Annotated in this window: 24 protein-coding genes; 14 read left to right on the forward strand and 10 right to left on the reverse strand. The window is 72.8% G+C overall.

Features of this window, described 5'->3' with window-relative positions; genetic code table 11:
• Window positions 1–116: 116 nt before the first annotated feature.
• From ACFU5G_RS02450 to ACFU5G_RS02465, 4 genes are read left to right on the forward strand one after another with little or no spacing between them, the layout of a single operon-like run.
• Window positions 117–365, forward strand: coding sequence for a hypothetical protein (locus ACFU5G_RS02450; RefSeq protein WP_377240436.1), 249 nt, complete (start codon window positions 117–119; stop codon window positions 363–365).
• A gap of 31 nt (window positions 366–396) precedes the next feature.
• Entirely contained in the window at window positions 397–1,419 is a 1,023-nt protein-coding gene (locus tag ACFU5G_RS02455) for an ATP-binding cassette domain-containing protein (RefSeq protein WP_377240438.1), read from the forward strand.
• Window positions 1,419–2,228 (forward strand): ABC transporter permease, encoded by an 810-nt coding sequence (locus tag ACFU5G_RS02460; RefSeq protein ID WP_377240440.1) that lies wholly within the window; start codon window positions 1,419–1,421, stop codon window positions 2,226–2,228. The genes ACFU5G_RS02455 and ACFU5G_RS02460 overlap by 1 nt, the downstream gene beginning before the upstream one ends.
• A 48-nt stretch (window positions 2,229–2,276) precedes the next feature.
• The gene (locus ACFU5G_RS02465; protein WP_377240442.1) at window positions 2,277–3,020 is read left to right on the forward strand and encodes an SDR family NAD(P)-dependent oxidoreductase; all 744 of its coding nucleotides are present in this window, start codon (window positions 2,277–2,279) and stop codon (window positions 3,018–3,020) included.
• Between the two features lie 10 nt (window positions 3,021–3,030).
• Here the strand turns inward: ACFU5G_RS02465 and ACFU5G_RS02470 are convergent, their stop codons facing one another.
• Window positions 3,031–3,456, reverse strand: coding sequence for a hypothetical protein (locus ACFU5G_RS02470; protein ID WP_377240444.1), 426 nt, complete (start codon window positions 3,454–3,456; stop codon window positions 3,031–3,033).
• Window positions 3,456–3,848 carry a hypothetical protein gene (locus tag ACFU5G_RS02475; RefSeq protein ID WP_377240446.1) on the reverse strand — a complete coding sequence of 131 codons (393 nt, stop codon included), beginning with the start codon at window positions 3,846–3,848 and terminating at the stop codon, window positions 3,456–3,458. The genes ACFU5G_RS02470 and ACFU5G_RS02475 overlap by 1 nt, the downstream gene beginning before the upstream one ends.
• A 151-nt stretch (window positions 3,849–3,999) precedes the next feature.
• Between ACFU5G_RS02475 and ACFU5G_RS02480 the strand changes: the two genes are divergently transcribed.
• Window positions 4,000–4,530 (forward strand): DUF1990 family protein, encoded by a 531-nt coding sequence (locus tag ACFU5G_RS02480; protein ID WP_377240448.1) that lies wholly within the window; start codon window positions 4,000–4,002, stop codon window positions 4,528–4,530.
• A 21-nt stretch (window positions 4,531–4,551) separates the two neighbouring features.
• On the opposite strand, the gene ACFU5G_RS02485 is transcribed toward ACFU5G_RS02480, so the two are convergent.
• Window positions 4,552–5,271 carry a class I SAM-dependent methyltransferase gene (locus tag ACFU5G_RS02485; protein ID WP_377240450.1) on the reverse strand — a complete coding sequence of 240 codons (720 nt, stop codon included), beginning with the start codon at window positions 5,269–5,271 and terminating at the stop codon, window positions 4,552–4,554.
• Between the two features lie 104 nt (window positions 5,272–5,375).
• Here ACFU5G_RS02485 and ACFU5G_RS02490 point away from each other — a divergent pair, with 104 nt between their 5' ends.
• Window positions 5,376–5,975, forward strand: coding sequence for a histidine phosphatase family protein (locus ACFU5G_RS02490; RefSeq protein ID WP_377240452.1), 600 nt, complete (start codon window positions 5,376–5,378; stop codon window positions 5,973–5,975).
• Between the two features lie 15 nt (window positions 5,976–5,990).
• Here the strand turns inward: ACFU5G_RS02490 and ACFU5G_RS02495 are convergent, their stop codons facing one another.
• On the reverse strand, window positions 5,991–6,746 hold the full coding sequence (locus ACFU5G_RS02495; protein WP_377240454.1) for a DUF2625 family protein: 756 nt from the start codon (window positions 6,744–6,746) through the stop codon (window positions 5,991–5,993).
• Between the two features lie 80 nt (window positions 6,747–6,826).
• On the opposite strand from ACFU5G_RS02495, the gene ACFU5G_RS02500 reads away from it, so the two are divergent.
• The 4 genes from ACFU5G_RS02500 to ACFU5G_RS02515 all read left to right on the forward strand — a co-directional run bounded on the left by ACFU5G_RS02500 (window position 6,827) and on the right by ACFU5G_RS02515 (window position 10,147).
• Window positions 6,827–8,011, forward strand: coding sequence for an MFS transporter (locus tag ACFU5G_RS02500; protein WP_377240456.1), 1,185 nt, complete (start codon window positions 6,827–6,829; stop codon window positions 8,009–8,011).
• Between the two features lie 56 nt (window positions 8,012–8,067).
• Complete coding sequence (locus tag ACFU5G_RS02505; RefSeq protein ID WP_377240458.1) at window positions 8,068–9,090, forward strand: MerR family transcriptional regulator; 1,023 nt, start codon at window positions 8,068–8,070, stop codon at window positions 9,088–9,090.
• A 66-nt stretch (window positions 9,091–9,156) separates the two neighbouring features.
• Complete coding sequence (locus ACFU5G_RS02510) at window positions 9,157–9,441, forward strand: hypothetical protein (protein WP_377240460.1); 285 nt, start codon at window positions 9,157–9,159, stop codon at window positions 9,439–9,441.
• A 52-nt stretch (window positions 9,442–9,493) separates the two neighbouring features.
• Window positions 9,494–10,147, forward strand: a complete 654-nt coding sequence (locus ACFU5G_RS02515; RefSeq protein WP_377240462.1) for a TetR/AcrR family transcriptional regulator — start codon at window positions 9,494–9,496, stop codon at window positions 10,145–10,147.
• Here ACFU5G_RS02515 and ACFU5G_RS02520 read toward each other — a convergent pair.
• The 3 genes from ACFU5G_RS02520 to ACFU5G_RS02530 all read right to left on the reverse strand — a co-directional run bounded on the left by ACFU5G_RS02520 (window position 10,108) and on the right by ACFU5G_RS02530 (window position 12,406).
• A complete protein-coding gene (locus tag ACFU5G_RS02520; protein WP_377240464.1) occupies window positions 10,108–10,515 on the reverse strand; it encodes a RidA family protein in 408 nt (135 codons plus the stop codon). The two genes, ACFU5G_RS02515 and ACFU5G_RS02520, sit on opposite strands and share 40 nt — an antisense overlap.
• A 106-nt stretch (window positions 10,516–10,621) precedes the next feature.
• A complete protein-coding gene (locus ACFU5G_RS02525) occupies window positions 10,622–10,960 on the reverse strand; it encodes a hypothetical protein (protein WP_377240466.1) in 339 nt (112 codons plus the stop codon).
• A gap of 102 nt (window positions 10,961–11,062) precedes the next feature.
• Window positions 11,063–12,406, reverse strand: a complete 1,344-nt coding sequence (locus ACFU5G_RS02530; RefSeq protein WP_377240468.1) for an MFS transporter — start codon at window positions 12,404–12,406, stop codon at window positions 11,063–11,065.
• Between the two features lie 126 nt (window positions 12,407–12,532).
• Here ACFU5G_RS02530 and ACFU5G_RS02535 point away from each other — a divergent pair, with 126 nt between their 5' ends.
• The 3 genes from ACFU5G_RS02535 to ACFU5G_RS02545 all read left to right on the forward strand — a co-directional run bounded on the left by ACFU5G_RS02535 (window position 12,533) and on the right by ACFU5G_RS02545 (window position 17,475).
• Window positions 12,533–12,994 (forward strand): SRPBCC domain-containing protein, encoded by a 462-nt coding sequence (locus ACFU5G_RS02535; protein ID WP_377240470.1) that lies wholly within the window; start codon window positions 12,533–12,535, stop codon window positions 12,992–12,994.
• A 72-nt stretch (window positions 12,995–13,066) separates the two neighbouring features.
• Complete coding sequence (locus tag ACFU5G_RS02540) at window positions 13,067–13,699, forward strand: dihydrofolate reductase family protein (protein WP_377240472.1); 633 nt, start codon at window positions 13,067–13,069, stop codon at window positions 13,697–13,699.
• A gap of 530 nt (window positions 13,700–14,229) precedes the next feature.
• Window positions 14,230–17,475: a discoidin domain-containing protein gene (locus ACFU5G_RS02545; protein ID WP_377240474.1), complete on the forward strand. Its 3,246-nt coding sequence runs from the start codon at window positions 14,230–14,232 to the stop codon at window positions 17,473–17,475.
• A 71-nt stretch (window positions 17,476–17,546) separates the two neighbouring features.
• Here the strand turns inward: ACFU5G_RS02545 and ACFU5G_RS02550 are convergent, their stop codons facing one another.
• Genes ACFU5G_RS02550 through ACFU5G_RS02560 form a run of 3 tightly spaced genes read right to left on the reverse strand, consistent with a single transcriptional unit; the run spans window position 17,547 to window position 19,136 of the window.
• Window positions 17,547–17,747, reverse strand: a complete 201-nt coding sequence (locus tag ACFU5G_RS02550) for a hypothetical protein (protein ID WP_377240476.1) — start codon at window positions 17,745–17,747, stop codon at window positions 17,547–17,549.
• Window positions 17,748–17,775: 28 nt separating this feature from the next.
• Window positions 17,776–18,066: a UBP-type zinc finger domain-containing protein gene (locus ACFU5G_RS02555; protein ID WP_377240478.1), complete on the reverse strand. Its 291-nt coding sequence runs from the start codon at window positions 18,064–18,066 to the stop codon at window positions 17,776–17,778.
• 44 nt (window positions 18,067–18,110) lie between these two features.
• Entirely contained in the window at window positions 18,111–19,136 is a 1,026-nt protein-coding gene (locus tag ACFU5G_RS02560) for a LacI family DNA-binding transcriptional regulator (RefSeq protein ID WP_377240480.1), read from the reverse strand.
• Window positions 19,137–19,269: 133 nt separating this feature from the next.
• Between ACFU5G_RS02560 and ACFU5G_RS02565 the strand changes: the two genes are divergently transcribed.
• Window positions 19,270–21,555, forward strand: a complete 2,286-nt coding sequence (locus ACFU5G_RS02565; protein ID WP_377240482.1) for a family 43 glycosylhydrolase — start codon at window positions 19,270–19,272, stop codon at window positions 21,553–21,555.
• The last annotated feature ends 69 nt before the right edge of the window (window positions 21,556–21,624 follow it).

A 21,624-nucleotide genomic window follows, 5' to 3' on the forward strand; every position in this document is an offset into this window, starting at 1 on the left:
AGAGCGGGACTTTGGTCCCTGGTCCGACGGCGGTAGTGCCGACGACGCTGGATCGGTGCTCACCACGACCCGGTGAGCACGGTGAGAAAGTGACCACCGAGCGAGGGGACCGACGCATGAATCGCACGTGGAAGGTCGCCATGGACCTGGTCGACGCCGGCGGCATCCGGCGCAACTACCCGATCACCACGACGGACGTCGCGCGGTCGGCGCCCACGGGACCCTGGCCCGACCGCCTCGCGCGCAATCCGGTCGGCCCGGACCACGCGGTCCGCAAGATCGTCGAGGAGCTGGCCCGCGCGCGGTCGCTGGCCGACCAGCTGGCCGCACGGATCGGGCGAGCCACGGCGTCGTCGTCGCGCTGACCTCCGACCTGCCGCCGAGCGGGAGGATCCCATGTCCGACTCGCCAGCCGTCGAGGCCCGCGGCCTCGTCAAGCACTTCACCACCCGCAAGTCCGTCACCAAGGCCGTCGACGGCATCGACCTGTCGATCGGTGAGGGCAGCGTGTTCGGCCTGCTCGGCCCCAACGGGGCCGGCAAGACCACCGTCGTCCGCATGCTCGCCACCCTGCTGCGGCCCGACGCCGGAACGGCCAGCGTCCTGGGCCACGACGTGGTGCGCGACGCCGACGCCGTCCGCTCCGCCGTCGGCCTCACCGGGCAGTACGCGTCCGTGGACGAGGACCTGACCGGCACCGAGAACCTCATCATGCTCGCCCGCCTCTACGGCTTCACGCCCGCCGCTGCCCGCCGCCGGGTCCAGGGCCTGCTGGAGGCGTTCGACCTGGCCGACGCCGGATCGCGGCAGGTCAAGACCTACTCCGGCGGCATGCACCGGCGCATCGACCTCGCCGCGTCGCTCGTGCTGGCCCCGCGCGTGCTGTTCCTGGACGAGCCGACCACCGGCCTCGACCCGCGCAGCCGCAACCAGGTGTGGGACATCGTCCGCGTCCTCGTGGACGACGGCGCCACGGTGCTGCTCACCACGCAGTACCTCGACGAGGCCGACCAGCTCGCGGACCGCATCGCCGTCGTCGACCACGGCCGGACCATCGCCGAGGGGACGTCGAGCGAGCTCAAGCGGTCCGTCGGCGAGGGGGCCGTGCACCTGCGCCTCGCCGAGGTGACCGACCGCACCCGGGCGGCCGAGATCACCGAGCGCGTGCTCGGCACCCAGGTCACCTACGACTCCGACCCGCACGCCATCGCGGCCCGCGTCCCGGACGACGGCGCGGACGCCGTCCCCCGCCTGCTGCCCGCCCTGACCGAGGCCGGGATCAGCGTGCCGGAGTTCACGCTCGGCCAGCCGAGCCTCGACGAGGTCTTCCTCGCCCTCACCGGCCAGCCGCTGCCCGACGACGAGGAGCCGGCCCCGGAGCGCGACACCAGACCCCGCGAGACCACCGAGGTGCCGTGATGACCACCACGACCCTGCGCGACGCCGTCGCCCTGACCGACCGCCCCACCCGGCCGTCCGCGCTCGGGACCACGCTGACGTTCGGCTGGCGCGCGCTGCTGAAGATCAAGCACGTGCCCGAGCAGCTCTTCGACGTGCTGGTCTCCCCCGTCATCTTCACGCTGATGTTCACGTACCTGTTCGGCGGGGCGCTGGCCGGCTCGACGCAGGCGTACGTGCAGTTCCTGCTTCCGGGCATCCTGGTGCAGACCATCCTTTTCGTGACCATCTACACCGGCTACACGCTGAACAACGACATCTCCAAGGGCGTCTTCGACCGGTTCCGCTCCCTGCCCATCTGGCGGCCGTCGCCCGTGGTCGGCGCGTTGCTGGGCGACACCGTGCGCTACACGATCGCCTCCGTGATCACCATCGCGCTGGGGCTGCTGCTGGGCTTCCGGCCCGATGGCGGTCTCGCCGGCGTGGTGCTCGGTGTCCTGCTCCTGCTGGTGTTCGCCTTCGCACTGAGCTGGACCTTCATCATCCTGGGGCTGCTGGTGCGCTCGCCGAACGCCGTCATGGGCATCTCGATGCTGGTGCTGATGCCGCTGACGTTCGCCTCGAACGTGTTCGTCGACCCGGCCACCATGCCGTCCGGCCTGCGTGCCTTCGTCGAGGTGAACCCCGTGAGCCACCTGGTCACCGCGGAGCGCAGCCTGATGGCGGGCAGCCCGGACAGCTCGGCGATCCTCTGGGTGCTGGTCGCGTCCGTCGTGCTGACGGCGGTGCTGGGGCCGATCGCGATGCGGATCTACCGGACCAAGACCTGAGGGCTGGTGTCGGTCCCGGGAACCGGGCCGCGGCCTACGATCGAGGTCATGGACTCTGCGACCGTGCACCGGATCCTCGTCACGGGTTCCGCCGACGGGCTGGGCCGCCTCGCGGCCGACGCGCTCCTGACCGAGGGGCACGAGGTGGTCGTGCACGCGCGCAACCCGGACCGGGCGGAGGCCCTGCGGCCGCTGGTCGACCGGGGTGCCCATCTCGTGGTGGCCGACCTCGGCGAGCGGGACGCCGTCCTCGACCTCGCCGAGAGCCTGGCCGACGACGCCCAGCTGGACGCGGTGATCCACAACGCCGGGGTGTGGAACGGCCGGGCGGTCATGCCGGTCAACATCGTGGCCCCGTACCTGCTCACGGCCCTGCTACCGGGCCCGCGCCGGCTGGTCTACCTGAGCAGCGGCTCGCACCACAGCGGCCGCCCGGTGCTCGACGGCGTCGACTGGCGGGGGCGGAAGCCGGGCTCGTACGGCGACAGCAAGCTGTACGTCACGGCCCTGGCGGCCGCCGTCGCGCGCCTGCGGCCGGGGGTGCTGAGCAACGCCGTCGACCCCGGGTGGGTACCCACCCGCATGGGCGGGGCCGGCGCGCCGGACGACCTGGAGCTGGGGCACCGCACGCAGGAGTGGCTGGCGACGAGTGACGAGCCCGAGGCGCTGACGACCGGCGGGTACTGGTATCACCAGGAGCTGCAGGAACCGCACTCGGCGGCGCTGGACGTGGGGTTCCAGAACCGGCTGCTGGAGGCGTTAGAGAGGGAGACCGGGGTCGCGATCGAGTGAGCGGGACCGCTCATTCGCTCCGGGGAGGATCTGCGTAGATCCAGACCTCCACCGGCCCGTTCATGAACTCGGCGGTCGTCAGTTCGAGCGGGACGCCCTCCGCTGACTTGCTGCACACGACACCCGGAAGTTCTTCGTCGTCATTTCTTTCGGCGCACAGCCATCCGTGGTCGGCGAGAACGGCCTCGTCCGGACGCTGCTTCAGATCGAATACCGCGTAGGCGGGCGGACCCGCCGTATCGTCGCAGCCAACCTCCGGGTCGCCTTGCTCACCGGCGAAACTAACCGCCTGGCTCATCAGGACGGCGCCATGTTCAGCAGTCGCGGCGGCACATTCGTCGGAGTTGTCCAACGAACAGCCCGGTACCAGCAGCAGGACGCCCAGGGCAGCGGGCAGGAGCCCGTTGGCGATGAGCCGTCTCTTCGTCGGACGCATCAGGCCGATTCCAGCTCGATGCGGGCAGCGATACCGACCTCGTCCAGCTCGCTGAGCAGCTTTCGCGCCTCACGTTCTTCCACATGAACGAATACCGGCGAACCCGCCGTCAGTTCAGCCTTCTCGACGTCTTTCGCCGACGCGCCCCGGGTGACCAGGAACAGCTCGGTCAGCCCTCGCGTGCCTCCGGCCGGTTCGGCATCGAGATAGACGGTGAAACCGGGGTTGGATCCGCGGTCGACCGGAACAGGTAGCCCCGATTCCACCGTCGGATAGAGAGCGCTCGCGGCAAGCCACACGAGCACCGGAACGACGACGACGAAGACCACGACGCTCACCAGAAATGGCCAGCCGGGGTCGATCGCCATGTAGATGACCACGGCGGCGGCCACCAGGAGGACTCTGAGACCTCGCCGGGCGTACTCGCTGTTCGGTCTGCTTTCCGTCCCGGCCATCTCAGGGAACCTAGTGAGCGGAGCGGAACGGGGACAAGCGACTGCCGGGTGAAGGAGCGGGTGATCTGATGGGGCCGTGGAACACCCCTTGAACCGCCGAGCCCTTGGCTACAGCGTCGTCGGCAGCACGACCCCCGCGGACGAACGGTGGCAGCCGCCCGACGGATGGCGCGCCTACGAGCACACGGTCCGCCTCGGCTCCGGGACCGACCTCTGGGACGCGGCCTCGACAGCGGTCCTCTCCTGGGGCATCAAGACCCGCAGCGGATTCGCCGTCGAACCGGCGCTCGAAGCAGGACGCAGCGCGCATCAAGGCGAGCGCTACTGGCTCGTCGCTCGGATCGGACCCTTCCGCGTACGGGAGCCGGTCGAGATCATCGCGACGGTCTCGACCAGCAACCGGGCCGCGCTCTCCTACGGCACCCTGGACGGCCATCCCGTCTCCGGCGAAGAAGCGTTCATCGTCCACCGGGACGACGACGGGAACGTGAGCCTCACGCTGCGCTCCCTCACCCACGCCGGCCGGGGCCTGTGGCGTGGGCTCTTCCCGTTGATCCTGGTCGCTCAACGTATCTATCGACGACGCTACCTGCGCGCGCTCCGGCCAGGTGGGCGATGAACCACCGCTTGTAGTCCGTGCCTACTTGTGCAACCTCAGAGCGAGGAAGACGGGCGCCGCGCTGAGCTCCTCGTACTTCTTCGGATCGAGGTCCTTCAGAGCCGGCAACGGCGTCGGCTCGACCATACGCTCCAGCGTGAAGCCGGCAGCCAAGAGCTCGTTGACGATCGTGCTCGTCGTCATGTGCTGGTACTCGATCGTCTCCTCGGGCTGCGACCCGATCTGTCGTCGGATCCAGCGCTCCTCGAAGTAGGAACCGCCGAACCGGCCCCAGTCCGCGGTCGGATGCGTGCTGGAGACCACCAGCCATCCACCAGGTCTGAGAACCCGCCGGACCTCAGCAAGGAAGTCAGCTCGGCGGGAGATGTGATGGAGGACCAACGCGCACAGCGCCCCATCCATCGATTCGTCCTCCAGGAAGTGCATCGGCTCTTCGAGGTTGTGCCGAACCACCGAGGACCCGTCGCTCCCTGCCAGGCGAGCCCTGGCATGCGCGGCCAACGACTCGCTGCCTTCCACTCCGACGACGCTCGCGCCTGCGCCTACGAGCGCTGCCGCATAGTGGCCCGCCCCGCAGCCCAGATCCACGATCCGCTGGCCGCTGACCGGGCCGATCAGGTCAAGAACCGCGGGCCGATCGTGCAGCGCGTTCAGGCCCGGACGGTCCGCCTTGGCCGCGAAGGCCTCGCCCGCAGCCCCGCCGTAGGACCGGTCATCCGACCCAGTGCTTCCAGTTCTCACGATCGCTCCCGGTAGTAGTGGTCTCGCGGCATTCCGGGCGCGCGATCGTCGCCCGCCCGACAATAGACCCGGAGTCGCCCGAAACAGGCGGGAGCACACGCACCATGAGCAACCCGGTCCGGCTGTGGTGCCTGCGCCACGCCGAGTCCGAGAACGTCACCGCAGCCCTCGCCGGCGCCCTGCCGAACGCGCCGCTGACGGCCCACGGACATCAGCAGGCCGTCCGAGCCGCCCATACCCTGGCCGGCGAGCCCGTCAGCAACGTCTACTCCAGCACCGCCCTGCGCTCCCGCCAGACCGCACAAGCCCTCGCCGCGGCACACGACCTCCAGGTCCAGCCGATACCCGGACTCGTCGAGATCGGCATCGGGCAGCACGAGGGCAGCAGCGATCCGACCGTCCGCGCACGCACCGCCGACGTCCTCCGCGCCTGGGTCGTCGACGGCCACCTCGACGAGCGGGTCGCCGACGGCGAGACCGGCCACGAGGTCCTCGCCCGGACCGCGACCGCCCTGCGCCGCATCGCCGAACAGCACCCGGGCGAGACGGTCGCCGTCATCGGCCACGTCGCCAGCCTGACCCTCGCGCTGAGCCACCTGTGCGAGCTCGGCAGCTCCGTGTGGGGAGCGCCGCTCCCCCACGCCGTGCCGTTCCTCGTCGGGTGGGACGGCGCGCGATGGCGATGCCCCAACTGGCCGACGTGACCGTGTCAGCCCAGGTCAGACCCGGTCACTGAACTTCCCCAGCGCTCCCAGGTCGACCCCGTCGATCTCCGCGGCGGTGGACCGCGCGAGCCCCACCAGCTCCGCCATCGGCACCGCGGCCCTGCTGGTGGCGGCGAGGTTCTCGTGCGCCTCCTTGGTCCAGAGCGGCGGGAAGAAGTTCAGGCCGCTGTCGCCGCTCAGGTCGCGGGTCTCGGCCTCCCAGCCATCCCAGCGCAGGCCCTCCGTGAACTCGGCCAGGCCGCCGTCGAGCACCCACGCGAGCCATGCCGCGTGCCCGGCCTCCAACCGTTCCCACTGGAGAGTGTCCGGCGCGAGGTAGATCATCTCGCCGGGATTTCCGGGACGCCCGACGGCGGCAGGGTCGCCCCCGTTGAGCACGAAGGTCCCGCCGAGCACGTCGTGGGCCACGACGAGCCCCGGCGCCGCGGACCAGTCGGCGACGGGCGCCGGCGGGAAGTCGTTCATCGCGGCCAGCCCGGGCAGCCGAGCGCCCGGCTGCTGACCGAAGACGTCCGGCGCCGGACTCCCGTACACGCGCAGCCAGCCGTGATCGATCAGCAGCCCGCCCGTATGCACGACGACGGCGCCGAGAAAGGACTTCGTCGTGACCTGGAGCTGCTCGAGCGTGCGCCGGCTGGTCGCGTCGTCGGGCGCGAGGACCTCGACGGGGACCGCGGCCTCGGCCACGAGCCGCTCCAGCTCCGGCCAGGCGGGTTCCTGCGTGGCGGTCAGGTTCTCGAACAGTCGCACCGCTCGATCGTAGTCGCGCGGCGGGTGCCGCAGCGGGAGCGGGTTGACCCTCGACCCGCTCGACCCTCCAGGGTCCAGCCATGCCCGCTCCGCTCCCCCGCACCTGGCTCGTCTTCCTCGCCGCGAGCACCCTCAGCCAGCTCGGCGACTCCGTCCTCTGGTTCGCCCTGGGCTGGGCCGCGGCGTCGCACGGAGGCCAGGTGGCCGCGCTCGTCCTGACGGCGTCCGGCCTGCCCCGGCTGATCCTGGTGCTGGTGGGCGGCTCCGTCGCGGACCGCGTCGGCGCCCGGCGCCTGCTCCTGTGCACCGAGGCCGTCATGATCGCGGTCTGCCTCGCCCTCGCCTTCGGTCTGGACGCCACCGGTCCGACGCCGTGGCTCCTCGCCGCCGCAGGCCTGGCCTCCGGCGTCGTCTCGGCGTTCTCCCTGCCCGCCCTCGGTTCGATGCCCCGCCGCCTGGTCGACGACGCCGCGCTCCCCCGCGCGCTGGCCCTGCGCCAGGGTCTGGGCCAGGCCGTGCTGCTCGCCGGCGCACCGCTCGGCGGCGTCCTGGTCGCCACCGTGGGCCTGCCCGTGATCGCGGTCGCCGACGCCGCCTGCTTCGCCGCCGTGCTCGTCGTCGTGGCCGTGCTCCGGCCCCGGCGCGACGTCGGCCCGGCGCGGGAACGGTTCTGGCGCTCCCTGTCCGACGGCGCCCGCGTGGTCGCCCGGACCCGTGGCCTGGCGGGGGCGCTCGTGCTGACCGGCGCCGTGGCCGCCGTCGTGCTGCCGGTGTCGGCGCTGCTCGTGCCGCTGCTCGGGCGGGAGTCGGGATGGGGCGCCGGCACGACCGGGTTCGTGGTCGCCGCGCAGGCGGCGGGGTCGATCGGCGTCGCGCTCGTCGTGGCCCGGACCGGGACGACGGGCGCGACCGGGCGGGCCGTGGCCCTGGGGCTGGCCGTGGCGGCGGCGGGCGTGGCCCTGGTCGCATCCTCGGGCGACGGTGCGCCGGCCCTGACCGCCGGCGCGGCCGCCGTCGTCGGGGCGGGGACGGGCGTCGCCGTCGCGCACCTGGCGCCGTTCGTGCTGGGCAGCGCGCCCCGCACGCACCTGGCCCGCGTCCAGGCGTGGACCGCGCTGGCGCAGCTCGCGCCGGTCGTGGTGTCGAACAACCTGCTCGGCGCCCTGGCCGAGCGGACCTCCCCGGGTGCCGCCCTGTGCTGCTGCGCCGTCACGCTCGGGGTGTGCGCGCTCGCGGCCACCCGGCTCCGCGCGGCGTCGTCGTGACCTGGCTGGACCGCCCGGCTGGACCCTCGACCGGGTCGAGGGTCGATGCTGTACCCGTGCACCACGTCCCGCTGCTGACCGTCGGCGCGTTCGCGCGCGCCTCGGGCCTGCCCGTCAGCGCCCTGCGCTACTACGACGCCGCGGGCCTGCTCCGGCCCGCGCACGTGGACCCGGCCACGGGCTACCGCCGGTACGCGCCGCACCAGGTCGAACGAGCCCGGCTCGTCGCCCGGATGCGCCGCACCGGCATGCCGGTGGCCGACATCGGCCGCGTCATCACGGCCGACCCGGTCACCGCGCGCCGGGTGGTCGACGCCCACCAGCGCCGGCTTGAGGCCGAGCTCGCGGAGGCAACCGCCCAGCTCACCGAGGCGCGCGAGCTCCTGGCGGTGACAACCAGCCTCGCCGTCGACGCCGGCGCGCTGCGCTCCGCGCTCCGGTCCGTGCGGCACGCCGTCGGCGAGCAGGCGGGCTGGCCGGCGCTGCACGGCGTGCTCTTCGACGTCGGCGACGCCGCTCTCCGGCTCGTCGCCACCGACCGCCACCGGCTGGCCGTCTCCGCCCTGCCCGTGACCGGCGTGGAGGGCCCGCCGGTGCGCGTCATCGTGCCGGTCGCCGTCGTGGACGCCTTCCTCGACGGCGGCGACACGGGGCCGGTCGACGTGTCCCTGACCGCGGACCTCGTCACGCTCGGCGGCCTGGACGGGACTCCGGTCGACGCGCTCTACCCCGACTACGGGGCGGTCCTCGCCGCGCACGGGTTCCGGGGCGCCCGGGAGGAGGCCGACCCTGGCGTCACCGTGACGGCGCCTGACCTCCTGGAACGGGTCGAAGCCAGGAGCGGGGCGGATACCGGGCGGCGCGACCTGGTCCTGCTCGGCCTCGACCCCGCCGAGCTCCACATCGGCGACGCGCGCGGCACCGTCGCGTTCGACCGGCAGTACCTCGCCGACGCCGTCCGCTCGTTCGGCGACGCCGACCTGCTGCTGACGGCGGGCGAGCGCGACACCCTCCGGCTGGCGGCGCTGCACGGGCCGGACGCCGTCGTAGTCCTCATGCCGGTACGGCTCGCCGCCTGAGCCGGCCTGATTCGCCCTCCCCCGAAAGAGCGGGACCCTGCCGCGGCCCCGGCCTATGTTGGCCTCATGGTCGACGACGGACAGGGCGAACGCGGCGGGAGCACGCGCGGCTGGTGGGCGCGCCCCCGGAACAGGCGCTGGAGCTCGAGCATCGCGCTCGGGCTGGGTGTCGGCGCGGTGTTCGGCGCGCTCTTCGTGCCGCAGTTCGGCATCGCCGGGATCGTGTTCGGGCTGGCCCTCGGGGTCGGCATCGGCGGAGCCCTCGCGTTCGAGACGCCGCGCCCCGCCGACCGCGACCGCGGCCCCGACCGGCCCGAGGACCAGCATCGGGATCAGGACCCACCCGGCTGAGCCCACCGCCGTCGGCCCGTTTGTATAGCAAGCCGATGCTAAGGTCCCAGGCATGGCCAGGCAGAAGGACCCAGCAGTCCGCACCCAGCTCCTCGAGCGCGCGGCCCGGATGCTGCGCGAGCGCGAGCCCATCACGCTCCGGTCCCTCGTCGAGGGCACCGGCGTCTCGACCATGGCCGTCTACACCTACTTCGGCGGCATGGACGGCGTCTGGCGCGCGCTACGCCAGGAGGGCTTCACGCGGCTGGCGGCCCGGTTCGAGACACTCACCGTCCCGGACGATCCCGTCGAGGACCTCGTCGCGGGCGTCGCCGCCTACGTCGTCAACGCCCTCGAACATCCCGACCTCTACCGGGTCATGTTCGACGCGACCGTCGAGCTGGAGGACGTCGAGGCCGCGGAGGCGACCCTCCAGTACCTGGTCCGGGCCGCGCGCCGCTGCCGCGAGGCGGGCCGGATCCGCGAGGACCTAGACCCCGTGCTGCTCGCCAACGAGGTGTGGACGGTCAGCCACGGGATCGTGTCGCTCGTCGTCAGCCGGGTCACCTCACGGCGCACCCTCGCCTCGGGCATCCCCCTGCTCACCGCGGTGATCGTCGCCGCCGGCGACGATCCCGCGGCGTGCCGGCGCTCGGTCGAGGCCGGCTGGGCGGCGCTGCGCCCGCCTCAGGGCAGGACGGCGATGGCATCCACCTCGACGACGTAGCCCGGCGCGGCCAGCGCGGTGACGCCGATCCAGGTGCTCGGCTGCTGGAACTCCGCGCCCAGCTTGGCGGCCGCCCGCTCGCGGCCGACCACGAACTGCCCCGCCTTCTCCTCGTCGAGGTCGACGATGTAGACGGTGACCTTGGCCAGGTCGGCCACCGTGGCCCCGACGGCGTCGAGCGCGGCGGCGATGTTCAGGTAGGCCTGCTCGGCCTGGGCGGCGACGTCGTCGCGGCCCACGAGGTTGCCCTCGGTGTCCCACGACACCTGCCCGGCCAGGTAGATGGTGCGCGAACCCTGCGTGTCGGCCACCTGGTGGTGGACGTCGACCCGGTTGACGCCTTCGGGGTGTACCAGCTTCACAGTCATTGCCCTGCTCCTCATCTTGTCGGTCGTGCGATGTATAGCAAAGCAATGCCATGTTTTATGCCCGGCGCAAGAGGTGACGCCGGTCACGGAGCGAGCGCCCGGGAAGCTACCGGCCGACGTCGCCCGGCCCGGCGCCGTCGTCGGCGACCCGGCTCGCGGCGAGGCGACCCCGCCGTCCGACGACGTAGCCCGCCACCGCGCCGAGGGCGAGCGCGCCGCCCGTCGCGAGCAGCACCGGCAGACCCGGCCCGCCCGGGACGAAGGCGGGGGCCGGGACGTACGTCGAGTCCGACAGCGGCGCGTACGCGAACCAGCCGTAGGTGATCGGCCGGGAGCTGACCCAAACTGCGGCGCCCAGCAGCACCAGCCCCACGAGGCCGAGCGCGGCGAGGACCAGGTTGGCGGTGCACGCCGGGCGAGGCGACGGGGACGGGGCTGCGGTCATGCCGCCCATCGTCCCCGCGCGCCTGACCCGGGGCAACCGGCTACGAACGTGTCAGACCCACAGGTCCCGGGAGTGACCTGTGGGTCTGACACGTCGAACCCGTTACCTGCCCGACGTCGCCGGCGGCGCCACCCTCAGCTCGTGCAGCCGCGAACCGTCGGCGCTGATGTTCGCCGTCGCGGTCGCGACCGCCCCCACCAGGCAGATCACCGCGGAGTACACGACCACGGGCCAGATCGCCCCGCCGACCGCCGCGACCAGAGCGGTGCAGATGAAGGGCGCGAGCCCGCCGCCCAGGGTGTTGGAGATCTGGTACCCGATGTTCACGCCGGTGGTGCGGGCCTCCGGGTCGAACATCTCGGCCAGCATGGTCTGCAGCGTGGCCTGCATGGCCACGCCGGGGATCACGAAACCCAGGATCATGCCGACCCAGATCAGGATCAGGTTGCTCGTGCCGAACAGCAGGAACGTGGGCCACACCAGCAGCGCGAAGCCGACGCAGCCGGCGATGTAGACCTTGCGGCGGCCGATCCGGTCGGACAGCAACCCGTACGCCGGGGCGACGAAGACCTGCAGCAGGCCGACGATCATGGTCCCGGCGAACCCCTGCCAGGCCGGGATGTGCTGCTGGTTGACCATGTACGCGATGCCGAACGTGAGCACCACGTACCCGGCGATGCTCTGCGGCAGGCCGATGAGGATGCCCATGATCGCGTTCTTGGGGTGCCGGAAGACCTCGGCGATCGGGTGGGGGCGCACCCCGGCGTCCTGCTGGGCCTTCTGGGTGTCCTTGAACTCGTCCGACTCCTCGAGCTTGCTGCGCAGCACCACCGCGACGATGGCGAGCACGAGACCCAGCACGAACGGGATGCGCCAGCCCCACGTCAGGAACCAGCTCTCCGGGCCGAGCCCCAGGCCCGCCATCAGGCCGGCGGAGGCGACGTTCGCGATGCCGGCGCCGCTGATCAGGAACGCGCCGTAAAGGCCCCGCCTGCCCACGGGCGCGTGCTCGACGACGAGCGTCGCCGCGCCGCCCATCTCGCCGCCGACGAAGAAGCCCTGGCACATGCGGAAGAAGATCAGCAGCAGCGGGGCGGCGATGCCGATCGACGACTCCGCGGGGATCAGGCCGATGCCCGCCGTCGCGATGCCCATGCCGACCACGGTGATCAGCAGCGTCATCTTGCGGCCGACGCGGTCGCCGATGGGGCCGAACACCAGGCCGCCGACCGGCCGCAGGAAGAAGCCCACCGCGAACGTCGCGAACGACGAGAGCTGCGCGACGATCGGGTCCTCGCCGGTGAAGAACACCGCCGGGAAGATCGCGGCCGACGCCAGCCCGTACAGGTAGTAGTCGTAGTACTCCATGAGCGTGCCGATCGCGCCGCCCGCGATGGTGCGCTTCTGCTTGCCGCTCAGCGGCTTCGTCGTCGACGTGCCAGCCACGGGAACCTCCGGGTCGTCGGGTGAAAAATGATGTGTGCATCCTGCCGACCCGCGGCCCCGACGTCCATGCCCGATTGTTCCGCTCATTCCGGGCACACCCGGCCCACCGCCCCTATGGTCGAGGGCATGGGCAGAACAGACCGCGCCAGCCTCCTCGTCCATGTCGACCGGGCAACGGTGTTCGCCGCCCTGACCGACCCCGAAGCGCTTGTCGAGTGGCTGCCGCCCCAGGGGATGCACGGCCGGTTCGAGAGCTTCGACATGCGCGAGGGCGGTTCGTACCGCCTGGTGCTGACCTACGACGACGCCTCCGCCGCGCCCGGCAAGACCTCCGCGGACTCTGACGTGTCCGAGGTGCACGTCTCGCGGCTCGTCCCGGGAGAGCAGATAGCGACGGACGTCGACTTCGCCTCCGACGACCCGGCGTTCCAGGGCACGATGCGGATGGAGTGGAACCTGCGCACCGTCGACGAGGGCACCGACGTCGAGATCGTGGCGCGCGACGTGCCGTACGGCGTCCGGGCCCGTGACCACGCGGAGGGCATGACGTCGTCCCTGACGAACCTCGCGACCTACCTCGAGCCCTGACCGGGCGATGATTCTGCCCGCGCCCGCCGGTCTAACTCGCGTCCGGGAAAACCGAACCGCCGGGAGAGCATCATGGGCATCATCCAGATCGAGCTGTTCGCCACCCTCGACCTCGTCGCGCAGGCGCCGGGCGGGTCCGAGGAGGACCCGGACGGCTTCCCGTTCGGCGGCTGGCAGGCGCCCCTGATCGACGACGTCGCCGGCGCCCAGATCGACGCGGCCTACGAGGGCACCGACGCCCTGCTGCTGGGCCGGCGCACCTACGACATCTTCGCCGGCTACTGGCCGCAGTACGAGGGCGATGAGGACTTCAAGATCGCCGAGCTGTTCAACCGCGTGCCCAAGTACGTGGCCTCGCGCGGCACGCCCGACCTCTCGTGGGCCGGCTCCACGCAGCTCGGCCCCGACCTGCCCACCGCGATCCGCGAGATCCGCGACCGGCACGAGAGCATCCGGGTGGTCGGCAGCGTGAACCTGGTGCAGACCCTGCTGCGCGAGCGGCTCTTCGACCGCCTCGACCTGTGGGTGCACCCCATCGTGCTGGGCGTGGGCAAGAAGGTGTTCGACGACGGCGCGGTGCCCGCCAACCTGACGCTGCTCGCACCGCCGGTGTCCACCCCGAAGGGCGCGGTATACCTGCGCTACGGCCTGGCGGACGGCATCCCGGCCACGGGCGAGATGGGCGCCCCGGACCGGGGGGTGTGAGCCGGGGCGCGCGCCGGGCGCTGCGCGCCGCCGCCGGCGCTCGAACGTAGTGTTCGTCGGCGCATGAGCGCTCATACGCCGACGAACCCTACGTTCGAGCGGAGGCGGCCTGCCGGCAGAGCGTGAGTGTCAGGGCGCGGGCGGCAGAGCGCGGGCGGCAGTGCGCGGCCGTCGCCGAACGTAGGGTTTGTCGCGCTCTGAGCGCTCATCGGCCGACGAACACTACGTTCGAGCTGACCGAACCGACCGGCCGCACGGCACGCCGGTGTCAGCGGCCGGGACGCCCGGTGAGTGCGCTGGTGGAGGCGAAGCTGCGCGACGCCGGGGTACGCATGCCGCACCCATGAGGGACCGAACGTAGGGTCCGTCGGCGCATGAGCGCTCTTGAGCCGACAATGCCTACGTTCGCCGGCCGGCCCCCCGAGCGCCCCGCCCCGCCCCGCCCCGAGCACCCCCGCCAGCTGTTGATGAGCCTCATCAAAGCGTGGCCCCCGCGCCACCCCGTGCGATAGCCTCCTGACGGAACACCCGTGACAGCGCTGTCAGCCCTGGAGGCACCGATGCCCACCCACCGCACCCGACTCCACCCCGGGGCGCGACCGTTCCGCAGGGCGATCGCCGGCCTCGCCGTCGCGTGCCTGGCCCTGCCGCTCGCCACCGTCGCGATCGCCCCGGCCCAGGCAGCCGGCCAGCGGACCAACCCCGCGAACATCGAGCCCCGCGCGTACGGCGCCCCCGACGCGACCGCCGCGAACTACTACGCGGCGCTCCTGCGGCACACCCGCTGGGTCGAGACCGTCTGGGACGAGTCCGCCGGCGTCTACCAGGCCAAGGACATGAACTTCGCGGTGGTGCTCGGCAACGCCGTCCTGCTCACGCACGGCGAGTACGACGCGGAGCTCGCCGGCGTCTCCGAGGACACGCTGCGCGAGCACACCCTGGCGACCATCGAGCACTTCGCCGCGACCAACCGCCTCGTGGACCCCGCCGGCACCTGGGGCCGGCAGCTCTTCTGGGACTCGACGTTCCAGTCCTACTTCCTGGCGGCCGGCACCCTGCTCTGGGACCAGCTCGACGCGCAGACGCAGGCCAACCTGACCACCATCGCCACCGGCCAGTCCCGGTACACGGCCGACCTCGACTTCACCGACGACCCCATGTCGGGCAGCTGGACCACCGAGTGGCCCGAGGGCAAGTACCGCGGCGACACCGCGCAGGAGGAGGTCGGCGTCTACACGCAGGCCCTCGCGCCCGGGCTCGCCTGGGCGCCCGACGACGCCGACGCCGGCCGCTGGGCCGAGCAGCTCGCCGACTGGGGCCGCAACGCCGCAGGCCAGCCGACGGCGGACCGCAACAACCCCGCCGTCGTCGCGGGCAGGCCGGTCTCGTCGAACACGATGCACAACATCCACGACACGTACATCGTGGAGAACCACGAGTCGTTCGGGCCGCACTACCAGTCCGACTCGTGGCGTTCGGGCGCCCGCAACGCGATCCACTTCCTGCTGCGCGACGAGCCGCTGCCCGAGATCCTGACGCGGCAGCCCAACTCGGCCGAGCTGTGGGAGTCCATCAAGCTCGTCATGTCCGACCAGGGCGAGCCCTTCATGCCCATGGTCCGGGACCGCGAGTTCCTGTACGGCCGCGACGTCATCCCGATGGCGTTCCTCGCGCAGGTGCTGCGCGACCCCGACGCCGCCCGCGCCGAGGTCAACCTCGCCGCGGCCCTGGCGGACTACCAGGCGTACGCGCCCGTCGACCGGCTCACCAAGTTCTCGGGCGAGCCCAAGTACGAGCCCGAGGCCCGCGCGGAGATCGCCATCTCGTACCTGCTGCACGTGGAGGCCGCCGGGTCGGCCGAGGGCCCCGTGGAGCCGACACCGCAGGACGTCTTCTTCGAGCGGCTGTCCGGCGTCCGCGACTTCGGCGACGTGCCTGGCCTGACGGTGCAGCAGACGCCGGACTCGTGGGCCGGCGCCGTCAGCCGCAAGGGCTTCGTCAAGTTCCCCTGGGTGCCGGAGCACAACTCGTGGCTGTTCTACGCCTCGGGCTCGTCGTCGTACCTGTACCCCGACTCCGGCGCGACCGTGAGCGACCGCAACGTGACCGCGTACACGCAGCCGCGCGACGGCTTCGAGGGCACGTCGTCGGTCTTCCGGATCGGCGACGGGTACGCGGGTCAGGTCACGCTGCCGACCGGCGCCGCGGTGTACGCGTCGTCGGGCGCCGGGCCGGACGACGCAAGCCTGTCCGTGCGCAACCTGGCCATGGGCGGCTACGCGGGCCTGGACGGCTCCCGCGAGTACACGACGGCGGAGGGCAGCACCACCGTCGCCGAACCGGAGCCGGACCCGGCCGACGTGAACGTGGCGCGCCTCGACACCCTGGACCTCGTGCCGCCGGACGCGACCGAGCCCGCCCCGGTCACCGCGCGGTACGTGCGCATGCAGGGCGTGCAGGGCCACCCGCAGTACGGCTACTCGCTCTACCACCTGCGCGCCTTCGACCCTGCGGGCGACGACGTCGCGGCCGGCCGCCCGGCGACGGCGTCCAGCGCCGACACGGGCCGGTCCGCGAGCGCCGTGACCGACGGCAGCGCGACGACCCGCTGGGCGGTCTCGCGCGCGGACCGGACGCGCCCCGACTCGTGGGTGCAGGTGGACCTGGGCGCGCCGACGGAGGTGGCCCGGGTGCAGCTCGGCTGGGAGTCGGCGGCGGGCGAGCGGTACCGGGTGCAGACGTCGGTCGACGGCGTGACCTGGCACGACGCCGCCGCGTTCGACGCCTCGGAGCCGCTGCTGTCGAGCGGCGGGTCCTGGCTGAACGTGGAGGGTTCCGCGGGGTTCGTGGTGCGCGGCAGCGACGCGCCGATCACGGTCTCGCGGGCGGACGCGACGCGGCACGTGGTGCGGCTGGCGGACGGCGCGGACGGCCCGCGGCTGGTGGAGATGGTCCCGGGTGACGCCGCGGCGACGTCGGCCCAGGCGGAGCGGGCGGTGCCGACCGCGGATGCCGCGGGCGTGCGGGTCAGCCTGGTCGACGGCTACCTGGTGGCGTTCAACCTGACGGGCGCGGACGTGTCGACGACGGTCACGGTGCCGCACGGCGACGCGAGCGGCGCGGTGCCGGTGTTCGCGGGCGAGCAGTCGATCGGGGCGCGCTCGTCGGCCCTGGAGGTGGCGATCCCGGCGGGCGACGCCGTGGTGCTGGCGCCGCGCGCGACCGTGGCGGGCCCGCGCGGGAGGACGCCGGAGGGCGTCACGGTCACCACCGGCGATGCCCGCACGTTCACGGTGACGGGCCGGGGCGCGGTGACCGTGCGGCATGCCGAGACCGGCACGTCGCGTCCGGCGGCCGCGTCGCCGCGCGGCACGACGGTGCGGTTCCCGGCCGGGACGCCGTTCCCCGTGGCCGACCTCGCGCTGAGCACGCTCACGTTCCCGGCGTCGGTGCTGCCCGAGGGCATGACGTCGCCGTCGGCCGCCGTGGACGGGGACCCGAGCACCGCGTGGGTGCCGGGCCCGGACGGGCGGATGGTGACCGACCTGGGCGCACCCCAGGAGATCGGCACGGTGGTGGCCCGGTGGGCCCACGGGCGGGCGCCGTCGGCGGTGGTCTCGGTGAGCGACGACGGGCTCACGTTCACCTACGTGGGGACGGTGAGCCGCTCCGGCGTCGTCGACGTGGACCGCACGGCCCGCTACGTGGCGCTGACCACGACGTGGCGGCAGGACGACGCCGCCCTGACGGCCCTGGAGGTGCTCCCCCGGGACTGACCAAGGTTCAGCAGGCTCCAGGAGACCGTTACCCCTCTGGTTACGGCTCCCTGGAGCCTGCTGAACCCAGCTCAGCCGCTGTGGCCGGAGTGCCCCCGGCGGGCAGCCGCCACGATGACGACCACCCCGACGAGGGCGAGCACCGGGCCGACGATCGCCCACAGGGTCACGCCCGTCATCGGGCTGCCTGCGAGGTAGCCGAGCCCCTGCACGGTGAACACGGCGCCCATCAGCACGAGGACGACGCCCAGCACGATCAGGCCTGACTTCATGGTTTCCTCCGGACGGCCGGTGGTGCCGTCAGTACTTGTGGGTGCCCAGGGTGGTGGACGAGATCATCGCGTCGTCGGTGTAGCAGTAGCCCCAGCCCTCGCCCGGCTCGACGGACCGCATGAGCGGGTGGGCGGAGGCCTTGAAGTGCGCCGTGGCGTGCTTGGCCGGGGACGAGTCGCAGCAGCCCACCTGCCCGCACACCAGGCAGCTGCGCAGGTGCACCCAGGTGCCGCCGACGGCGAGGCACTCGGGGCAGCCCTCCCTGCTCTCGGGCTCGAGGACCGCGACCTGGTCCAGGTGCGTGCACTCTTCGGTCATTTCTCGATCCTCACGTCGCTGGGGCAAGCAGATCTGCACAGAGTCTAGGCCGCGGACGGCGGCCTGTGCGGGCCACCGCCGGTGCTCTCCCGGGCAGTGACCCGGTGGGGCACCACCACGTGCTCGGCCGGGGCGTCCGGCTCGGCGATGCGCCGCATCACCAGCCGCACCGCCTCCGCGGCGAGCAGGGGCAGGTCAGGGGTCACCGTGGTCAGCGACGGCACGGAGAACTGCCCGTCCTCGATCCCGTCGAACCCGGCGACGGCCACGTCGTCGGGCACCCGCAGCCCGTGCTCGTGCAGGGCGCGCAGCGCACCCAGGGCCATCAGGTCGTTGAAGCAGAACACCGCGTCGACCTCGACGCCGCGGGCGAGCAGCTGCGCCACCGCGTCGGCCCCGCTGGCGCGGTGGTAGTCGGTGCACTCGACCACGAGGTCCGGGTCGGCGGGCACGCCGGCCTCGGCGAGCGCGGCCAGGTAGCCCTCGCCGCGCAGCCGCCCCGTGCCGGCGCCGCTCTGCAGGCCGATCCCCGCGATCCGACGTCGGCCCAGGTCCAGGAGGTGCCGGGTGACGTCGCGGGCCGCCGCCACGTTGTCCACGCCCACGTGGTCCACGCCCGCCGGCTCGCCGTACTCCCCCAGCAGCACCAGCGGTGTGCCGTCGCGGCGCTCCACGACCTCCGCGACCGGCGTGACCAGCGGGCTGAAGAAGACGCCGTCGACCAGGTGGCTCGGCAGGCCGTCAAGCACCGCGCGCTCCCCCGCCAGGTCGCCCGACGTCTCCTCGATGAGCACCGACTGCCCCACGGCCCGGGCCGCCGCGGCCAGCTCGGAGGCCAGCCCGGCGAAGTACGGCGAGGTGAGCTCCGGCAGCGCGATCGCCAGGAACCCCGCCCGCCCGTGCCGCAGGCTCCGGGCCGAGGTGTTGGGGCGGTAGCGCAGCTCGGCGATGGCGGACTCGACGCGCTCGCGGGTCTCGGGCCGCACGTTCGGGTGCCCGTTGATCACGTTCGACACGGTCTTGAACGAGACCCCGGCGCGTTCCGCGACGTCGCGCAGCGTGACCCTCACCGGCCCAGGCTAGACCACGCCTTGCCGACCGCAGGTTATCCGTTGTAACTTCTCGCGTGGTTATCCGTTGTAAAGGAGCGACGGCCACGTCATCGAGGACGTGGCGCGCAGCCGCCCGAAGGGACTCGTAACCATGGAGATCCGGCTCGTAGCCGTCCTCGCCACCGCCGCGCTGGTCGCCGGCGCCGTGGCCCCGCCCGCCACCGGCCAGACCGCACCACCGCCGTCGGGCACCACCTACACCAACCCGATCACCGACCCGTTCTCGGACACCTACGCCGACCCCGCGGTGATCCGCGGCAAGGACGGCTGGTGGTACCTGTACGCGACGAGCGACCCGCTGGTCACCGGCGGCCCGTTCGGCAACATGCACGTGGCGAAGTCCCGCGACCTGGCGAGCTGGGAGTACGTGGGCACCATCTTCGACGACGAGAACAAGCCGGCCTGGGCCGCGGACGCCTCCTACTTCTGGGCGCCCGACATCCGGTACGTCGACGGCCAGTACGTCATGTACTACACGGTCACCGACACGGCGGCGAACCCCGACGCCTGGGACTACACGATCGGCGTGGCCACCGCGCCCACCCCGACCGGCCCCTGGACCGACTCCGGCGGCCCGGTCCTGGACCCGCGCCCCGCACCCGGCGGCGGCTACCTCAACACCATCGACCCGGCCCTGTTCGCCGACGACGACGGCTCGCGCTACCTGTACTTCGGCGGCTTCAACGGCGGCATCTGGGTCACGGAGCTCGACGAGACGGGCACCCGCGCCGTCGGCGAGCCCACCCGCGTGACCGTCGCGGACCGCTACGAGGGCGCGTTCGTGGTCAAGCGCGACGGCTGGTACTACCTCATGGGGTCGTCGGCCAACTGCTGCTCCGGCCCGGTGACCGGGTACAGCGTGTACACGGGCCGGTCGCGCTCGCCGCTCGGCCCGTTCACGGACCACGAGGGCGTGGGCATGAACGAGTCCCGCGTGGGCGGCACCCTCGTGGTGGCGCAGAACGGCAACAAGTGGATCGGCGTCGGGCACCACGCGGTGTTCTCCGACGTGTCCGGGCAGGACTGGATGCTCTACCACGGCATCGACCGCGACAACGCGTGGCTGAACGAGCCCGGCGGCGTGAACCGCCGGCCCACCCTGCTGGACCGGCTGGACTGGATCGACGGCTGGCCCGTGGTCAACGCGGGCGCGGGCCCGAGCGAGGGCGCGCAGACCGCGCCCGTGGCCGCGAGCGAGCTGGGCATCGTGAGTGCCGACCCGGCCTCCGGGCATGCGCTGCGGCGGATCACGGGCAGTCTCGTCCGGGGCACGGACGAGTCCGGCGACGCCGGGTCGATCGCGCGCCTGGTCCCGGACCGGCGGCACGCCGCCGTCGTGCAGACGGCGCCCGCGCCGCGGGACGTGCGGGTCGAGACGGACGTCCGCCTGCCCGACGCCGACGCCTCGTTCACGGTGCGGGTCGGCGGCGCCGGACCGGCCGCGGTGTCGGTGCGGCTGGACGCCCGGGAGCGCGAGCTCGTCGTCGGGCAGGGGCGCGACCAGGTGCGGACGGCGCTGCCCGCGAACGCGGACCTGACCGGCTGGCACGTGCTGAGCGTCGAGGCGCGCGACGGCGTGGTCGCCGCGCGGCTGTCGTCCAGCGGCCTGGGCGACGTGGACGCCGAGGCGCGGTTCGAGCCGCGGACGCCGCTGCCCCGCAAGGCGCCGGTGCGCCTCGTGGCCGACGGCGCCGAGGCGCAGCTCGACAACCTGACCGTCGTCGCCGCGCACGAGCCGGTGACGGAGCGCGTGGCCGAGCCGCAGGCCGGTGCGGTCACGTTCGCCGAGGAGTTCGACGGCGACCTGGACGCCGGCTGGCGCTGGCAGCACTCGCCCGCAGCGGTCAGCATCGCGGACGGCGCACTGACCTGGCCGCTGACCGGCCACGACCTCGTCGGCACCCGGAACGACGCGCCGGTGCTGCTGCGCGACGCGCCCGACGGCGACTACGTGCTGGAGGCCACGGTGCGCCTGCCGCTGGGCGAGGACACGGTGCGCAACTTCCAGCAGGCGGGGCTCATGGTGCACGCGGGCGACGACGACTTCCTGCGGCTCGGCTCGGTGGCGATCGGCCGGACGCGGCAGGTCGAGTTCGGCAAGGAGCTCACGGCCGACGGCGCCGTGCGGTTCGGCGGCTTCGTCTCCGGGCCGGTGGCCGACACCATGCACCTGCGGTTGTTCCACACGACGGACCCGGCCACCGGTGAGCACAAGTACCGGTCGGCGACGTCGCGCGACGGGGAGCACTGGCGGTTCGGGGCCACGTGGACGCTCCCGGCCGACACGGACCCGGCGATCGGGATCTACGCGGGCGGCGGCGCGGCGCCGGCGGTGAGCGCGGTGTTCGAGAACGTGCTGCTCCGCGACCTGGGCTAGCTCCGGGATCTCCCCCGGGTACCCCTCCCCTTCGAGGCCTAAGTTTCTTCGCTCTGAGTCGCCTCAGAG

It is taken from the genome of Promicromonospora sp. NPDC057488, from assembly GCF_042802395.1.
Classification (GTDB): Bacteria; Actinomycetota; Actinomycetes; order Actinomycetales; family Cellulomonadaceae; genus Promicromonospora.

Coding starts and splice junctions, on each gene's coding strand:
- ACFU5G_RS02450 (WP_377240436.1), top strand. CDS start 117: ATGAATCGCACGTGGAAGGTCGCCATGGACCTGGTCGACGCCGGCGGC.
- ACFU5G_RS02455 (WP_377240438.1), top strand. CDS start 397: ATGTCCGACTCGCCAGCCGTCGAGGCCCGCGGCCTCGTCAAGCACTTC.
- ACFU5G_RS02460 (WP_377240440.1), top strand. CDS start 1,419: ATGACCACCACGACCCTGCGCGACGCCGTCGCCCTGACCGACCGCCCC.
- ACFU5G_RS02465 (WP_377240442.1), top strand. CDS start 2,277: ATGGACTCTGCGACCGTGCACCGGATCCTCGTCACGGGTTCCGCCGAC.
- ACFU5G_RS02470 (WP_377240444.1), bottom strand. CDS start 3,456: ATGCGTCCGACGAAGAGACGGCTCATCGCCAACGGGCTCCTGCCCGCT.
- ACFU5G_RS02490 (WP_377240452.1), top strand. CDS start 5,376: ATGAGCAACCCGGTCCGGCTGTGGTGCCTGCGCCACGCCGAGTCCGAG.
- ACFU5G_RS02500 (WP_377240456.1), top strand. CDS start 6,827: ATGCCCGCTCCGCTCCCCCGCACCTGGCTCGTCTTCCTCGCCGCGAGC.
- ACFU5G_RS02510 (WP_377240460.1), top strand. CDS start 9,157: ATGGTCGACGACGGACAGGGCGAACGCGGCGGGAGCACGCGCGGCTGG.
- ACFU5G_RS02515 (WP_377240462.1), top strand. CDS start 9,494: ATGGCCAGGCAGAAGGACCCAGCAGTCCGCACCCAGCTCCTCGAGCGC.
- ACFU5G_RS02520 (WP_377240464.1), bottom strand. CDS start 10,515: ATGACTGTGAAGCTGGTACACCCCGAAGGCGTCAACCGGGTCGACGTC.
- ACFU5G_RS02525 (WP_377240466.1), bottom strand. CDS start 10,960: ATGACCGCAGCCCCGTCCCCGTCGCCTCGCCCGGCGTGCACCGCCAAC.
- ACFU5G_RS02535 (WP_377240470.1), top strand. CDS start 12,533: ATGGGCAGAACAGACCGCGCCAGCCTCCTCGTCCATGTCGACCGGGCA.
- ACFU5G_RS02540 (WP_377240472.1), top strand. CDS start 13,067: ATGGGCATCATCCAGATCGAGCTGTTCGCCACCCTCGACCTCGTCGCG.
- ACFU5G_RS02550 (WP_377240476.1), bottom strand. CDS start 17,747: ATGAAGTCAGGCCTGATCGTGCTGGGCGTCGTCCTCGTGCTGATGGGC.
- ACFU5G_RS02555 (WP_377240478.1), bottom strand. CDS start 18,066: ATGACCGAAGAGTGCACGCACCTGGACCAGGTCGCGGTCCTCGAGCCC.
- ACFU5G_RS02565 (WP_377240482.1), top strand. CDS start 19,270: ATGGAGATCCGGCTCGTAGCCGTCCTCGCCACCGCCGCGCTGGTCGCC.